The 17,193-nt window shown below is 39.6% G+C and carries 13 protein-coding genes, 3 tRNA genes and 1 rRNA gene; 1 reads left to right on the top strand and 16 read right to left on the bottom strand.

Translation table 11 applies throughout. From position 1 onward, the window contains the following. Positions 1-533: 533 nt before the first annotated feature. The 6 genes from EO121_RS08475 to EO121_RS08450 all read right to left on the bottom strand — a co-directional run bounded on the left by EO121_RS08475 (position 534) and on the right by EO121_RS08450 (position 8,283). A complete protein-coding gene (locus EO121_RS08475; RefSeq protein WP_164725909.1) occupies positions 534-1,892 on the bottom strand; it encodes an S-layer homology domain-containing protein in 1,359 nt (452 codons plus the stop codon). 394 nt (positions 1,893-2,286) lie between these two features. Then, positions 2,287-3,537 (bottom strand): putative porin, encoded by a 1,251-nt coding sequence (locus EO121_RS08470; RefSeq protein ID WP_127167406.1) that lies wholly within the window; start codon positions 3,535-3,537, stop codon positions 2,287-2,289. 418 nt (positions 3,538-3,955) lie between these two features. Continuing rightward, positions 3,956-5,362, bottom strand: coding sequence for an S-layer homology domain-containing protein (locus EO121_RS08465; protein WP_127167404.1), 1,407 nt, complete (start codon positions 5,360-5,362; stop codon positions 3,956-3,958). A gap of 267 nt (positions 5,363-5,629) precedes the next feature. After that, positions 5,630-7,654 (bottom strand): ABC-F family ATP-binding cassette domain-containing protein, encoded by a 2,025-nt coding sequence (locus EO121_RS08460; RefSeq protein WP_127167402.1) that lies wholly within the window; start codon positions 7,652-7,654, stop codon positions 5,630-5,632. Positions 7,655-7,660: 6 nt separating this feature from the next. Further along, the gene (locus EO121_RS08455; protein WP_127167400.1) at positions 7,661-8,059 is read right to left on the bottom strand and encodes a type II toxin-antitoxin system HicB family antitoxin; all 399 of its coding nucleotides are present in this window, start codon (positions 8,057-8,059) and stop codon (positions 7,661-7,663) included. A gap of 29 nt (positions 8,060-8,088) precedes the next feature. Continuing rightward, the gene (locus EO121_RS08450; protein WP_240629422.1) at positions 8,089-8,283 is read right to left on the bottom strand and encodes a type II toxin-antitoxin system HicA family toxin; all 195 of its coding nucleotides are present in this window, start codon (positions 8,281-8,283) and stop codon (positions 8,089-8,091) included. Between the two features lie 168 nt (positions 8,284-8,451). Here EO121_RS08450 and EO121_RS08445 point away from each other — a divergent pair, with 168 nt between their 5' ends. Then, a complete protein-coding gene (locus EO121_RS08445) occupies positions 8,452-8,811 on the top strand; it encodes a hypothetical protein (protein WP_127148228.1) in 360 nt (119 codons plus the stop codon). 124 nt (positions 8,812-8,935) lie between these two features. Here the strand turns inward: EO121_RS08445 and EO121_RS08440 are convergent, their stop codons facing one another. From EO121_RS08440 to rrf, 10 genes are all read right to left on the bottom strand, one after another. Continuing rightward, positions 8,936-10,051 (bottom strand): glycosyltransferase, encoded by a 1,116-nt coding sequence (locus EO121_RS08440; RefSeq protein ID WP_127161325.1) that lies wholly within the window; start codon positions 10,049-10,051, stop codon positions 8,936-8,938. A gap of 178 nt (positions 10,052-10,229) precedes the next feature. Next, positions 10,230-10,529 (bottom strand): HU family DNA-binding protein, encoded by a 300-nt coding sequence (locus EO121_RS08435; RefSeq protein WP_127161326.1) that lies wholly within the window; start codon positions 10,527-10,529, stop codon positions 10,230-10,232. Between the two features lie 34 nt (positions 10,530-10,563). After that, entirely contained in the window at positions 10,564-11,367 is an 804-nt protein-coding gene (gene mazG / locus EO121_RS08430; RefSeq protein WP_127167398.1) for a nucleoside triphosphate pyrophosphohydrolase, read from the bottom strand. After that, positions 11,364-12,908: a polysaccharide biosynthesis protein gene (locus tag EO121_RS08425; protein ID WP_127167396.1), complete on the bottom strand. Its 1,545-nt coding sequence runs from the start codon at positions 12,906-12,908 to the stop codon at positions 11,364-11,366. Before EO121_RS08425 ends, mazG begins: the two co-directional genes overlap by 4 nt. A gap of 1 nt (position 12,909) precedes the next feature. Continuing rightward, on the bottom strand, positions 12,910-16,191 hold the full coding sequence (gene mfd, locus EO121_RS08420) for a transcription-repair coupling factor (protein ID WP_127167394.1): 3,282 nt from the start codon (positions 16,189-16,191) through the stop codon (positions 12,910-12,912). Positions 16,192-16,455: 264 nt separating this feature from the next. After that, positions 16,456-16,638 (bottom strand): hypothetical protein, encoded by a 183-nt coding sequence (locus EO121_RS08415; protein WP_009353527.1) that lies wholly within the window; start codon positions 16,636-16,638, stop codon positions 16,456-16,458. A gap of 90 nt (positions 16,639-16,728) precedes the next feature. Continuing rightward, positions 16,729-16,812, bottom strand: a tRNA-Leu gene (locus tag EO121_RS08410). 6 nt (positions 16,813-16,818) lie between these two features. Then, positions 16,819-16,895, bottom strand: a tRNA-Arg gene (locus EO121_RS08405). A gap of 14 nt (positions 16,896-16,909) precedes the next feature. After that, positions 16,910-16,985: transfer RNA gene (locus EO121_RS08400), tRNA-Trp, on the bottom strand. A gap of 110 nt (positions 16,986-17,095) precedes the next feature. Next, positions 17,096-17,193 (bottom strand): 5S ribosomal RNA (gene rrf, locus EO121_RS08395); the annotation flags it as partial.

Below are 17,193 nucleotides of genomic sequence, written 5' to 3'. Positions count from 1 at the left end.
TAAAGATAATTTCTGTATAATTAACTGTAGACATATATGACTCATCCTTTCTTAATTGTGTGGTTACTTTTATGATACGGTTTGAGTTTGTATATGTCTATTTTATTGCAAAAAAAGAATGTTGGCGACTACTCTTATATGAGTAGCCCCAACATTTATTATAGAGCCTTTTTTCATGATAATTACCTCTCAATGAAAAATAAAATAATATACACCGTCTCATACATATAGCTTGACTGATTATATCATTGCATTACTTTTCATGGAGTGTCCTCGTTTCCTCAACATTCAGTAATAACATACCTATAATCTAAATCATAGCAAACATATTTGACTTGGAAGTATCATATCATAGGATATCCATATAAAGCAAATACTTCCCAATAAATAGGCGTTTCGTTTATTTTTGCGTGCAGAATATATACTTTTAATACAATGCCTAAGCATATGGCGTAATCCCATTTACAATCTATCATTTATCATATACAAAAAGAACCCCCGAAGGAGTTCTTTTCATATAGTTAACTTTCAAATTAGAATTTGTAGTTAAGTTCTGCACGGTAGAAGTTAGATACTTTATTGTTATCTTTATCTTTCGCATTGATTGTAGTATATGCTGCTAAGCCAACATTGTTAGCTACTGCATATTTACCTTGTACAGACCAAGCTTTGAAGTTTTGATTGTATGGAGCCCAGAATGTAGAGGAGAATACAGGAGCAACTAAGTCTAAGTTAGTGTATTGCGCTTTTAAGGACCAAGTGCCTTGTTTTTTCATATTGTAATTGCCATATGTAAGGCCTGCAGTCCATGCATGGGAGTCATCGATTTCTTTGAATTTTGCAAATTCACCATCTACAGCTACTTTAGAGCCTAATTTAACATTTGCATGCGCACCATAGAAGTCTAAAGATTTATCTTTCAATCCTGTGCCAGCAGGAGCTAATACACTATCAGCAAGACCTTCTTCAAGGTTGAATCCATTTACTTTAGTATAGAATGCGCCTACTTTAACATCTTTACCAAGTTTACCATTTACTTGGAATACTGCCAATTGTGCATTATCTTTTTGTTCAGCTTTGTATAAGGAAGCTTTTGTAACAATTGCATGACCTTCAAAACCATTTACTAGTTTTACATCTAGGTCTTGTGCATATCCATAAGCTACGGATGCGTTTAATTTGTCTTTACCAACTACTGCTGTAGCACCTTCTAATACGCTATCATATGTCAAACCGCCACCGATGAATAAATCATGACGACCTACTGTAGCTGTTGCATATTTACCGAAGTTGTGTTGTACATACACACGGTCGATTGCTGTGTTAGGGTTACCAGCTGCACCAAATTCTTTACTACCCATTAAACGAATGACGGCCTTAGTGTTGTCGTTTACAGTGCCTTCGAATTGTACACGACCACGATACGTGAATTTAGATTTTTTATCAGCTTTCAATTGCTCATGGCCTTCTTTATCAAGTCCAAATGCATATGTTTCTTTTTTATTTCCTGTGTATTGTAAACGAGCATCACCAGTGAATTTGAAGTTGCCCACTTTGTTTTCCAATGTGGAAACACGAACGCCTAAGTTGTTCAACTCAGCGGAGAATTCGTTAGCTAAACGGTTGATGATAGCATTTTGCTCAGCATCAACACGATCTTGACGAACTAATGCTTTAGCAACCATTTGCGCCATTTCGTAACGAGTGATATTGTTTTGACCTTGGAAAGTGCCATCTGGGTAGCCGTTAACTACGCCTTGAGCCGCCAATTGAGCTACTGCTTGGTATGCCCAATCTTGTGGAGTTACATCGGAGAATGGATTCGCTGCGAATGCAGAAGTTACACCCAATACTGCTGTTGCAGCTAATACTGCTAAATGTTTTTTCATGATAATTACCTCTCAATGAAAATAAAAAAATACACGTACCCAAGTGAATCCCTAAGTATTGTATTAATTACATATTTCATGGAGTGTCCACGTTTCCTCACATTTTTATATAGTGTCATACAGTTCCTTTAGATATCCACTTAGATTACATTTATAATATCACAAAATGACTAATATGGCAATTTTCATGCATTTACCTCATTCTTTAATGTATTTTATCATATACATTCCCCTTTAAACTCATCACTATTAATGCCAACTCGTTTGCTTCTATAGTTCAAATTCAGGTTATAGGACAAAATGAGTTGGTAGACTAATCCCAGTCTTTTATGAATAGCTCTAACATATATTATAAAGCAAAAAAGAACCCCCGAAGGAGTTCTTTTTATCAATTTAATTAGAATTGGTAATTTAATTCTACACGGTAATAATCCGGTACTTCATAACCATCTAAATATTTACCGCGTAATTGAGCATTTGCAGTAATACCTACATTTTTAGCCACTGCATAATCAATAGTTCCCAACCAACCACGGAAGTTAGAATTGGAAATATCAGGTAAGTTCCATGTAGGAGATGTCACAGGAGATACCTCTCCAAGGCGGAAGTATTGAGCTTTTGCACCCCAAGTACCTGGTTTAGTAATATCATATTTACCATAACCGATACCTGCTGTCCATCCTTCACCAGCTGCCCCTAATGTTTCAAAACGAGAATACTCGCCACCTAACCATACTTTGCTATGTGGACCAAAATGAGTATCTACTGCACCACCAAAGTAGTTTACAGATTTATCGCCATGATATTGAACATAGTAGCCTTTTGCATCAACATGTTTACCTAGTTTTGCATTTAATTGATAAGATGTAGTTTGTGCATTTTCTTCACGGGACAAATCAGCTAAATCTCCATCAACCATATAACCATAAGATACAGTTGCATTTAGTTTATCTTTACCAACAGTTGCTTGTGCACCTTCGAAAGCTCCATCATAAGTAAGACCGCTACCAATTACTAAATCTTGACGACCTACTGTAGCTGTTGCATATTTACCAAAATTATGTTGTACATATACGCGATCTAATGTTGTTTCAGGGTTACCTGCTGCCCCAAACTCTTTATCGCCTGTTGCTAAGCGAACTACTGCTTTCGTGTTGTCATTTACAGTTGCTTCGAATTGTACACGTGCACGGTAATCAAATTTAGAACGTTTAAATGTTTCGCTGTCTTCATCATTTACATATGCATTTTCTGTAGTATGAGATCCTTCATATTTTAAACGAGCATCACCAGTGAACGCAAAGTTACCCACTTTATTTTCTAATGTGGAAACACGAACGCCTAGGTTGTTCAACTCAGCGGAGAATTCATTAGCTAAACGGTTGATGATTGCATTTTGTTCAGCGTCAACACGATCTTGACGAACTAATGCTTTTGCAACCATTTGTGCCATTTCGTAACGAGTGATGTTGTGTTGACCTTTGAAAGTGCCATCTGGATAACCATTAACGATACCTTGGGAAGCCAATTGAGCTACTGCTTGGTATGCCCAATCTTGTGGAGTTACATCGGAGAATGGGTTTGCTGCGAATGCAGAAGTAACACCCAATACTGCTGTGGCAGCTAATACTGCTAAGTGTTTTTTCATGATAATTACCTCTCAATGAAAATAAATTAAATTCGTGAATACTATAAAATAACCAGTTCATTTCACCGTTTTTATCATTGGAGTGTCCATGTTTCCTCCACATATATACAACTTTGATTGTACTGATTCTGTATCATAGTATCCACTTTAGATATGCTTAATGGTACCACAATATCCTGGCAATTGCAAACAATATACGATTTTTTTCGATATTTATTTTATGTTTCTTGCGATAGAATTTTTAACTATCTCCTATATGGTCCATAAAAGCTACATAGTTTATACTACCTTACATATTCTTTATTCTCTATAAAATCTATATAGGTGTTAAGTATCAAAAGCGGTTAGTTGGTTCTACCAACTAACCGCCATTTCTCTGTAATTTTATAATACAGTTATACTACTTATATCTATTGTATTAGAATTTATAGTTTAATTCAGCACGGTAGTATTCAGCTACATCATTGCCTTGTTTATCTTTCGCGCCAATTGTGGAGTATGCTGCTAAGCCGATATTTTTAGCTACCGCATATTTACCAGATACTGCCCAAGTTTTGAAGTTTTGGTTATATGGAGTCCAGAATGTAGAGGAGAATACAGGTGCTAATACATCAAGATCTACATATTGAGCTTTTAACATCCAAGTACCTGCTTTTTTCATATCATAAGCGCCATAGGCGATACCTGCAGTCCACGCATTAGAATGTTTTACATTTTTAAATTTAGCAAATTCGCCATCTACTTTTACATTATGACCTAAATCTGCATTAGCATGTACGCCATAGAAGTCTAATTTTTCTGTTGCTTCTGGCAAATCTTTTTCTTTAACTCCTAAATAAGTAGCTACGTCAGCCATATGTTGTGTATTACCAGCACGTACAGCAGATACTTTTGTATAGAATGCACCAAGATCTACTTTAGGACCTACTTTACCATTGATTTGGAATACTGTTAATTGTGCATTATCACGTTGATTATCTGCATAACCAGATTCTTTATAGAAACCTGTACCTGGTTTATCTTTTGTATTACCTTGTACCACTTTAAACGCCAAGTCAGGAGCATAACCATATGTTACGGATGCATTTAACGCATCTTTACCTACCATAACAGTAGCACCTTCTGTTACGCCATCATATGTTAAGCCACCACCAACGAATAAATCATGACGACCAGCTGTCGCTGTTAGATATTTTCCAAAATTATGTTGCACATAGATACGGTCAATTTCAGCTGCTGGAGTACCTTTTCCACCAAATTCTTTATCTGCTGTTACACGAATTACAGCTTTTGTATTATCATTCACTGTAGCTTCAAATTTTACACGACCACGATAATTAAAGTTGGATTTTCTGATTGTTTTATCTGTATAGAATCCATCTGTAGCATGGCCTTTATCATCTTTTTTAAAGTATGCATAAGAATCTGTAGTTTTTTCATTGCCCACAAATTTTAACCGTGCATCACCAGTAAATTTGAAGTTACCCACTTTATTTTCCAATGTAGCTACGCGAACCCCTAAGTTGTTCAATTCAGCGGAGAATTCGTTAGCTAAACGATTGATAATTGCATTTTGTTCAGCATCCACACGATCTTGACGAACTAATGCTTTGGCAACCATTTGTGCCATTTCGTAACGAGTGATGTTGTGTTGGCCTTGGAATGTGCCATCTGGATAGCCGTTCACTACGCCTTGTGCTGCTAATTGAGCGACTGCTTGGTATGCCCAATCTTGTGGTGTCACATCAGAGAAAGGATTTGCTGCAAACGCTGAAGTTACACCCAATACTGCTGTTGCTGCTAATACTGCTAACTGTTTTTTCATGATACTACTCCTTTTCTAAAAAAAGAAACCATCAAACTAAGTAGACTAGATAGCAGCCAGACCGCCCATGATGTGGGAGTGTCCCAGTTTCCTCGCTTGACACGGTAGAGTACTGACATATCCTATCTAATTCCACCTTTACCCGAAGTATACCACTAATTATTCAATGTGTAAATTTTTAAAAGTATTTTAAAATTAAACATATTTATCATTTTTTATTGTTTATATTAACAAATAAAAACTATCACAAACTACATTAAGATACGTTTACTTTCTCTCCTCCAATTCCAACCAACGTAAAGTACTCATATCCAACTCTTCTACCACTTGTTCTCGTTCTTTAATGGTATTTTCAATGGCGCTATAGTCACTCCCCCCTTGAGCAAGCATGGCATCGTAAGCTTTCACTAGGCCTTCTAATTCCGCAATACGGAGTTCTAGTTGCTCTAGTTCCTTCGTTTCCCCTAGGGTCAGTTTTTTCTTGGCACCTTCGTTGCTATCTGTCGTAGTCGATATTGTTTCTGGATTCATACTCGTATTCACATCTATGCCTGTACCATAGGACTGTATATGTACGCCTTCACTTTCAGTATCCATTAGCACCCCTTCATTGTCATGGTGTTCCACATCCTGCTCCTTAGGACCAGCGGATCCACCCTGTACCTGTACAGCATGACGTAGGACACCACGTTTCGTATCACCACCTATGCTACTCGTTAGGTTCGTATCCGCTTCATAGTCGGAGTAACCGCCATGATACACCTCAATATGACCCGCTCCCGTGAATACAAAGAGCTTATCTACTACACGGTCTAAGAAGTATCGGTCATGGCATACAGTGATGACAATACCACTATAAGAATCTAAGAAATCTTCTAACACTTCTAGGGTAGGAATATCTAAATCATTGGTTGGCTCATCTAAGAGAAGTACATTCGGCGCATCCATTAAGATGCGCAATAAAAAGAGTCGTCGTTTTTCACCACCAGATAATTTACGGATTGGTAAGCCATGGTGTGACGGTGGAAATAAAAAACGTTCCAATAATTGACCTGCACTTAAAGAGCTACCATCGGGCAAGTGTAAATAGGAGCGATTTTCCCGAATATAGTCCAACACCCGTTGGTCTTCTTTAAAGGTTGGTAATTGTTGCGAGAAATATCCAATGCGAACTGTTTCTCCACGCCCCATAGTCCCCCTGGTTGGTTCCAAGGCTCCTTGAAATAACTTCATCAATGTTGTCTTACCTATTCCGTTGGGTCCCACCACGCCGATACGATCATGGCGCACCATATGGTACGTAAAGTCTCTAATCACTTCTCGCCCTGTAGAATACGTAAACGACAAGTGCTCTATATCAAAAATGGTATTTCCCAAACGAGAGGCTAATACAATCGGATCCACAGTGCCTACTTTTTGTCGTTTTTCCATAGCTTTCAATTGCTCAAACCGTTGCAATCGTGCCTTCTGTTTCGTGGTTCGTGCCTTCGCACCACGGCGCACCCACTTCAGTTCACTAGCAATTAACTTTCTCCGTTTTTCTTCGATAGCATCTAACTGCGCTTCTCGTTCTTCTTTCAACGATACATAGGTTTCATAGGTCTCTTGAAATTCATATATGGTCTGATTTGATAATTCCCATATGGTGTTGCATACGGCATCTAGGAAATATCTATCATGGGTGCTCAATAATACGGCGCCTTTTCTATCTTTTAAATATAGTTCTAGCCATTCAATCGTGGCCTCGTCCAAATGATTCGTAGGCTCATCAAGCAATAATAAATCACAAGGGTAGACCAAAGCTCTAGCTAATGCCAGTCTCCGCCGTTGTCCCCCAGATAATGACTTTGCTGACCCATGTACATCGTGAAAGCCAAGACGAGTCAATATCATTTTCGCTTCTTGTTCTACAATCCAGCCATCTTCTTCATCCATGCGCGCTAATAATTTCATATACTGCGGTGATTCTGGATCTTGTAAAGCTCTTTCAAAATCTCGCACCAGTGAAAGTTTCGGGTGATCCCCTAATAATACATTGTCTAGCAATGTGCTTGTTTCATCAATATACGGATCTTGTTCCAATCGGTGAATGGTAGCCTTCCCATTCCGTTCTATACTCCCCGTATCTGGTTCTTGCGTTCCTTCTAAAACCTGTAATAAAGTTGTTTTCCCTGTTCCATTGACACCAATTAAGCCAATACGATGATGAGAAGCTATAGTTGCATTTACGTTTTTAAATAATAACCGTGTACCATAGGATTTTTCTATATTTTGTAATGTTAAGATGTTCATATTCGTTTATACAATTCCTAATTCTTGTTTTAATGCACTTTGTAAGATTTTAGAAAAATTTAAATTTTTCTCTTCTGCCTTATGATTTAGCCAACTAGGAATGGTAAGCGTTTTTTTAACAGCTCGATTATCTGTCTTTCTCAAATATGCTTCTTCATCCCATTTTACTAATCCTATAAACTCGCCCGGACTACATTGAATATCTGTTGGGTTGGTAGGTGTTGGAAATGTTTCTTTATCTTCACTTAATGAATATAAGTAAAGCCCCAAAGCATCTTCTGCCATTTCTACAGCTTCTGCCAATGTATCACCTTCTGTAACACAGCCTAACAAGTCTGGAAAACTTATAATATAACCCCCATTTCCATCACTGCTAAAAATCGCTGGATACATTTCTTTTCTCATAGTATACCTCCTATTTCATCGTCATTACTTTATTTAATTCCCGCTTGCTTTAATATGGTATGTAATGTTTTAGGTTTTAAGTCTTCTTTATGTACAGGTACTGTAACACGTCCAGCTTTGCTAGTATGTTTTAACATATGATGAGACCCTCGTATTCGATCAACATACCAACCGTCCTTTTTTAATTCTTTCAATACTTCTTTGGGTGTTACCAATACAATCACCAGCTTTCATTTAGTTATATACGAAATTACTAATTGCACACAAAAGTAAACCTTATACTTAATATAGTACGTACTCATACGTATGTCAACTGTAGATTTGCATTGACACGCCTACTTTCATGGATTAGAATGAAAGTAATCTATTCATTATTTTATAAGGAGGTTATCATGGACACTGACACGGTTCAGCAAGAGTTTGAAGATATTGGTTTTGAAATTGTAGAAGTTGACGAACGGGATGTTCTATTGTACGAACTATCTGATGGTAGCGAGGAAGAAGATGGTCAATATGCCATTGTTTCCGATGAGGATGGTCGCATTCCTGTTTCAATGGATACGCCTGTAATTGTTTCTGTGTATGATGATAATGATACATTTCAATGGAGCGTAACACTTTCGAACGGTGAAGAGTTGAAAGACTTATTCCTACGTGTGGAAAGTGCGGAAGAATTGCTAGATACGTTGCAAGATATTCGCCATGAAAATATCGAGCGTTACGATTCCGAAATGGACTCCTATAGCGAGTAATACAGCAAAAGGCTGTCGCAGCATGTAATATACATGTTGTGACAGCCTTTTTTATTTGCCTGATAACAATAGCACTTACTTGACTAGCTTGTAATCATAATCTGCTATTGCAATTGAAATGTAGTCAGTGATTCTCTATTTTATGTGCAATCATCTCTTCACAAGCGTCTACGATTTCTGCTGCTCCATCAACTTTCCAAGCCTTAGCCGCTTCATGCATGGCTTGTAACCGTTCTTGGTTTTGTAACAAAGCACCGACTACATCATCTAAATTTTCAATATGTCGTGCCCACTTGCCACAGCCCTTTTGTTCCAACAATTCTGCATTAGCCTCTTCTTGTCCAGGGATCGCATTAAAGAATACCATTGGCACCCCGATGGTGACCCCTTCCATACAAGTCAATGCCCCTGGCTTTGTTACAAGCAAGGTCGCTTTCCGCATCAGTTGCGGAATCTCATTGGTATAGCCATAAATGGAAATCGGTGTGCGTAAGGAATCTTTCATGTGATGTAACGAGTTATACAATCCATCGTTCAAGCCAGCCACTACATGGATTTCATCGATGCCCGGTACATGGTCTAACCGCTGTAATGCTTCTTCTACACAGCCTAAGCCAAGGCCACCACCCATGAGCAACACACGTTTGCATTGATCGCTACCATAGGGTTCCTCTAAAGGTGTAAAGAAATGACGCATAATAGGAATGCCCGTCACATGGATTTTCTCCAAGGGCACCCCCATATTTAACACTTCGTATACCATAGATGGCGTTGCCACATGGTATGCATCGATTTCATCATAGCGCCAAAATTGATGGGCTGCAAAGTCAGTCATGACCGCTGCAATAGGAATGTCGATTTTTCGATGCCGTTTCAATACACTGGCTGCACCACAAGGAAATGGATGGGTACATACAATTAAATCAGGTTGCTCCTTTTCAATGAGCTTTTCCATCCGATTCTTCAACATCCAAGACACTACGGTTTGGGCTACGCTTCCCTTCCATTCTCCACCAGACCAACGATACACAATGTCATAGAGGAACGGGAAAAAGTCTAGCATCTTGAAATACGTTTCTTTCAATAGATTATCAAAGGAAAACGTATCTGTTCCGAGGAAGTCCACATGGTGAACTACGGCACTTGGATCCTTCTGTTGCCAATATTCTTGTATGGCTAGCGCTGCTTGCGTGTGACCGGTACCAATTGAAGCAGATACGATTAAAATACGTTGTCCCATGTGTCCTCCTTTCCTTAGATATATCTTAGCTCTTGTATCGCATCTCTACGAGTCTTACTGCGATACTACATTATGTCTATTCTATCATAAATTAAAAGAGATACAAAACAACGCCACCATTCCAAACCATATAGGCTCGGAATTGTGGCGTTATTACATCTCTTAGGAATGACCTGAATTATTTTTTGCGAACTGGCGCAGCTGGTCCATTAACAAGATCTTTTAATTGTTTACCTGCTTTGAAAGCTGGGGATTTGGACGCTGGAATTGTCATTTCTTCTTTTGTACGAGGGTTGCGACCAGTACGTTCAGCACGAGTACGAACTTCGAAAGTACCGAAACCGATAACTTGTACTTTTTCTTCTTTTGCTAATGCTTCGCCGATTGTGTCGAATAAAGCTTTTACTGCTTTTTCAGCATCTTTTTTTGTCAACTCAGCTTTTGCTGCAACGCTTGCAATTAATTCAGTTTTGTTCATGATTGAACCTCCCTTAAAAATAGTATCCTCTAACTTAATCATTCGAGTTAAGTTTCACCTTCGCCGCATCCCAAAATTCATCTAGCTCTTTGAGAGTAAAATCCTCCCATTTTTTTCCACTTCGTTGAACCTCTTGTTCTACATATGAAAAACGCCGTATAAACTTTGTATTCGTGCGGTGTAGTGCATTTTCTCCGACTATTTTATACCATTTAAACAGATTTATCAAGGAAAAAAGTACATCTCCCCCCTCTTCTTCTGCTTTTTCTATATCTTTTTTGAATATTTCTTGCTTAAATTCATCTATTTCTTCATAAAAATTCGCCCATACCCCTTCTTCTGTGGGCCAATCAAAGCCTACTTTACTTGCTTTTTCTTGCAATTTTTGAGCTCGCAACAGTGCTGGTAGGCCTGGAGAAATTCCATCCAAAATAGAGGTTCGTTCATGACCTTTTTCTTTTGCCTTTAATTCTTCCCAAGTGGCTAATGTGTCACCTACAGTTTCTCTATCTGCCGTTTGAAATACATGGGGATGACGCCGTACCATTTTTGCCGTAATGTCGTTGACCACATCTTGCATGGTAAAATGTCCATTTTCTTCCGCCACACGTGCGTGGAACACAATTTGTAACAACAAATCGCCTAACTCTTCACGCAAATGGTCCACATTTTGTTCATCGATAGCTTCTAATGTTTCATACACTTCTTCTAACAAATATCTGCGTAAGGAACTATGGGTTTGTAATTTGTCCCAGGAACACCCCTTAGGTCCACGTAATTCGGCTAATACATCCACCAAGGGATCCAATGTAAAGGAACTCATTTCTTTTTGACTCATTTAGATCCTCCTTTCTTCATAGCTTGTTTCGCTAAGCTTTTAAATTCTTTCAAGTCCATCGTCTTCGTAATACTTAGGGCCACCACATAAAACACAATCCCTAGAACGATGGATAGTGCCACACTCATCGTATTCGATAGGATAGTGCTTATAAAATTATAAACCATCACCGTACCTCCCCCCATAGCTAAGGAGGAGAATAGTATTTTCCCAATTTCTATGAAAGATACTTGGAACGATGTACTGCGATACAGTATATACAAGTTCGCTATCGCAGCCATGCCAAAATCTACATTCGTAGCCCACGCAGCCCCTTCGATGCCCCATTGAGGAGTTAGATAGAGGTTTAACAAGACTTTCAAGATAGCTCCTAATAGTAATGTGAACATAGGGATTGCCGTCCGTCCTAAGCCCTGTAAGGCCCCTGTGGTGACCTGTTGTACCCCTAGTAGCCAAATACTAGCACTAAGAACCGCAATGGCACCACCTGCATGAGGCGTATCAAACATCATCTGAGAAATAGGTGTGGCTAACACGCATAATCCCACAAAGGCAGGAATAGTCACAATATTTGTCATCCGTAGTGCCGTTCCCATACGATGATGGATTTCTTGCTGATCTCGTTCACTATGTAACCGAGAAATAGCAGGCACTAAACTAGTGGCCAGAGACATGGTCACGATGACAGGTAAACTAATCAGAGAAGTCGCCATCCCTGTCAAATATCCAAAGGCTGTAGTCGCCTCTTCTTTACCATATCCCGACAGCATCAGCTGTTGTGGCACCAACCACAAGTCGATAGCTCCTATGAGGGGAATCATGATATTCGCCAATGCCACAGGAATGGCCAGCACAATTAATTCTTTTATAATCGATTGCCGTGATTCTAATGGATAGTTTTGACCTTCTAATTTAGGTTCTCGTCCATAATAATAGAGCAACACCACGAATCCTAAGCCTACACCAATGACAGAAGATAAGGCAGCACGACTGGACGCCAGCTCAATGCCCTGTGGCAAGAAATACATAGCTGCCCCCACCATGACCAGTACACGTCCTAACTGCTCGCACACCTGAGATATGCCCGTAGGTAACATATTTTGAAACCCTTGAAAGTATCCGCGAAAGCACGCTAGCAAGGATACAATACCAATGGCAGGTGCTACTGCTAATAAGGCTCCTTCTGCCCTGTTATCTGTGATTAACCCTACATCGATGACATAGGGTATGGCAAAGTAAAAGCCTATACTCAGCAAGACTCCCATAAGCCCCATGGTGGTCAATGCGACCTTGAAGATATGCCGTGCCCCTCGATAGTCCTCTTGACCTACTTTGCGGGCAATCATAATAGAAATTGCCACTGGTAACCCTGCTGCGCCAATACTAATGATGAGTTGATACAGGGAATAGGCCATTTGGTAGAGCCCTACCCCTTCACCTCCCAAAATGCGGGCTACGATGACCTTACTGATAGCGCCTATGACTTTCACCAGTAGTCCTGCTACGGTTAAAATCATAGCTCCTTTCATAAATCCTGTCATACTAGCCCTCCTTTGGAAGTTTCCGTTCAAACTCACTCATTACCTGTTCTACCTGTCGGATCACATCACCAGTTTGTAATGTGTATGCCCATACTGTTGGATTCGACCCACGATGTTTCATATGTTTCCATATATCTTCACTGATGGCGCCCATATCCCAGTCTTCCATTTTTGATTCATCTTGCCAAGTGAATAGAATGTTCCCATCTTTACGAATGACGCTCTTCATACCTAACGCACGAGCACGTTCTTTGATACCTGCTAACTTGATGAGGCGTTCCACTGGTTTCGTTGGAGATCCAAAACGGTCAATCAATTCATCCACAAAATCATCTAAACCTGCTTTTGTATCAATTTGCAATAGCCGTTGATACACAGAAATTTTGCGAGCCTCATCATGAATATAGGCACTGTCAATGAAAGCATCGATACCCACATCCACCACTGGTGCTGGCAATGGCCGTTCTGGCATGTCTTTTTTCTGTGCTTTCGCGATAGCTTCTTCTAACATGGCTGCATACATAGCAAAGCCCACTGCTGCGATATTACCATGCTGTTGAGCCCCTAATAAATTGCCTGCCCCTCGAATTTCCATATCCCGCATAGCTAGCTTAAATCCTGCGCCCAATTCAGTAAACTCTTGGATGGCTTTCAACCGTTTTTCGGCGCTTTCATTTAGCATCTTATCGGGACGATACATAAAATACGCATAAGCTCGTTGGCTAGATCGTCCTACTCGTCCTCGCATTTGGTACAACTGTGAAAGTCCCAAATGGTCTGCATCGTAGATAATAATGGTATTGGCATTCGGAATATCTAAGCCTGTTTCGATAATGCTCGTACATAAAAGCACATCATATTGCCCTTCTGTAAAGTCCTGCATCACATGTTCCATCATAGCCCCTGCCATTTGACCATGTGCCACCGCAATACGTAAGTCCGGCATAGCACGTTGCAACTGCTCTTCCATATGCGTAATAGACTGTACCTTGTTATACACAAAGTATACTTGTCCACCTCGTTGCAGCTCACGACGAATAGCCTCCGTTACTACTTGCATGTCGAACTCGACCACATAGGTTTGTACTGGCAACCGCTCCATTGGCGGTGTATGAATCACACTCATTTCCCGAACCCCTACCAAGGACATATGCAAAGTCCGTGGAATCGGTGTGGCACTGAGGGTTAAAATATCAATATTCGTAGCCCATTGTTTCCATTTTTCTTTTTGTGCTACCCCGAATCGCTGTTCTTCATCCACCACTAATAGGCCTAGCTTTTTGAACTGTATTTGCTTACTCAATAGGGCATGGGTGCCGATTAAGATATCTACCTGCCCATCTTGTACGGCCTTGATAATATCCTTCTTCTCTTTGGCAGAACGGAATCGATTTAACACTTCTACGCGAACTCCAAACTGTGAAAATCGATACATGAATGTTTTAAAATGTTGCTCTGATAATACTGTAGTTGGTACTAGCATAGCCACTTGCTTTCCACTCATGACAGCTTTGAACATAGCTCGCATAGCTACTTCTGTTTTACCAAATCCTACGTCACCGCATAACAATCTATCCATTGGACGTGGAGATTCCATTGATTCTTTAATTTCTTGAATAGCCTGCAATTGGTCATCTGTTTCTTCATAAGGGAACTGGTCTTCAAACTCACGTTGCCATGGTTGGTCTGGTAAAAATGCATAGCCCTCAATAAGTTCTCGTTTTGCATAAAGTTCCACCAATGTATCTGCTAAATCATCAATGGATTTTTGAGCTTTCGTCTTTGTTTTAATCCATTCTTTACCGCCCATTTTATGTAATTTAGGGGTAACCCCTTCATTACCAATGTATTTTTGCAGTTGGTCCAAATGATCAGCAGGCAAGAAGAGTCGATCTGTACCCGCATAATCGATTTCAATATAGTCCCGATGAATGCCTTCCGTCTCAATCGTCTTTAGCCCTCGATATTTACCAATACCGTGGATGCTATGTACAACATAATCACCTACACTGATATCTGTAAAATATTTTATCTCCTGACCCTTTTCTACTTTTTTCCGAATTTTTTTCTTCTGAAAGCCGAATATATTTCCTTCTGTGATAACAGTCAGGTTGGAATGAGGTAACTCAAATCCCTCTGAAAGAATACCGTCCACAATAAGTACAGCCGGTGCTGTCCATTCCCATCGCTCACGATGCACATAGGAAATCTTATTCTCTAATAAGGCATTTTCTATGGCTTCACGGCGTTGCTGATTGTGCAATACCAACACAATTTGTCGTTCTAAAGAGGCATTAAACTTAATATCATCCATGAGCATAGGAATCTGCCGTTCATAAGAGGCGATGGATTTCCCCATCATACCGATAGTGTGCACCTTCCCCCATCCAGCAGAACGTTGCATCATACTGAATAAAATAGTTGTATGCGCCTTAGACGATGCTTTCCAATCTTTCCACAGCATATATAACTCTTCATTCATCGAATCTTCTTTATGCACTTTTCCTAAAGCTTCTTCTAAACGTTTTGGCTCATCTAAAATTAGTAAACTTTCATCTAAATAGGAAAGGATAGAATAGGTCTCCTCATCACTATCTGCATGGATAGGCAAGATCATACATTCCTCAGTTTCCCCCATAGACCGCTGTGTATCCACATTGAATTGGCGCATCGTGTCGATAGTATCCCCGAAAAACTCTAGACGATAAGGGAATTCACTTTGGATAGGGAATATATCTACAATATCTCCACGCACGCTAAAATGACCACGATATTCCACCTGGTCCACTCGTTCATATCCAATTTGTACTAATTGTTCCAATAGATGTTGTTGATCGATATCTTGTTCTACCTCTAGAGATATCATACGTTCTAAGACAGTAGAAGGTGCGCCTACAAACTGACTTGCCTCTTCCACAGTAGCCACTACAATCACTGCTTTACCTAACGCTAAGTTTCCTAAGGCTTCCATCCGTTTAGCCTGTGTATCTAAACTCTTTGCCGTCCACTGTGAAAGTACTCGATCCACTCTGGGATACGATAATACCTTAACCTCAGGTAACAAACACTGTATATCTCGCTCCCACATGTCCTTATGTGCTTTATCATGGGTCACAATTAAAGTCGGTCGCTGTGTATTTTGTAGCATAGCTTGGCTATATATAAACGATTTCTGCGAACCGCCTAACCCATAGATTTGTGTAGCCCCTTTTTTATAAAAGGCATCTATGGTATCTTTCATTGTTCCCGCTATATCTAACAAAGGTTTATATGTCATCGACATATACCATTTCCTTTCCTATTAATTATAATACTCTAGCCCTTGCTGCATTAGTAAAGTTACTTATTTATAAAGAACAATACACAAGTTTTATCTTCTATGAATACTATCTATTTTGAAGCAATATATATACTTAAAAATAATGATTTCAAAACTACTTAAAAATATAGTTGAATTGTTATATATTATTTTCATAAACTAAGAGTTATAATATTTAAGATATATCATATATAAGAAAGAGGCTATAGTTATCTATAGCCCCTATGATTATTCTAAGTTTTCTTTAATCGCCGTATTTGTGGATTCTTCAATATAATGAAGGGCTGCATATATTAAATACGCACCTACTGTAAGACCGAAGAAAAAGGCTTTGAATATTTCTTTGTTCCAACGAGTTTCACGTAAACCAGAAACCGCAGATGCTAAAAAGCTTAAATCTGTAACTTTCATAGCAACCTCCTTGTACCAACACTTGTACTTGCCATATTTACAATACATATACAAAAAAAGCGAATATAACTATTCGCTTATCTTCTAAATTGGTGCGGGAGAAGGGACTTGAACCCCCACGCCAATGGCGCCAGATCCTAAGTCTGGTGCGTCTGCCAATTCCGCCACTCCCGCATAAGATGGTGACCCAGGAGGGATTCGAACCCCCGACCTTTTGATTCGTAGTCAAACACTCTATCCAGCTGAGCTACTGAGTCATATGTAATTTAGTTGGCAGGGGCAGTAGGACTTGAACCCACAACCAACGGTTTTGGAGACCGCTACTCTACCAATTGAGCTATACCCCTATCTTTACGACTTTATTAGTATAACGTAAAGTTGATACTTTGTCAAGTGATTCTTGTAGCAGAACCAAGGTATTTAGCTGGGCTAGCATTTGCTAGCCCCCGCTAATGCAAATCAGCGACTTCCTATCCTCCCAGGCCGTTTCCAGCCAAGTACTTTCGGCGTTTACGAGCTTAACTACTGTGTTCGGGATGGGAACAGGTGGTTCCT

The organism is Veillonella sp. CHU732 (genome assembly GCF_003992085.1).
Taxonomy (GTDB): domain Bacteria; phylum Bacillota; class Negativicutes; order Veillonellales; family Veillonellaceae; genus F0422.
This window is presented reverse-complemented; position numbering and strand designations above follow the sequence as displayed.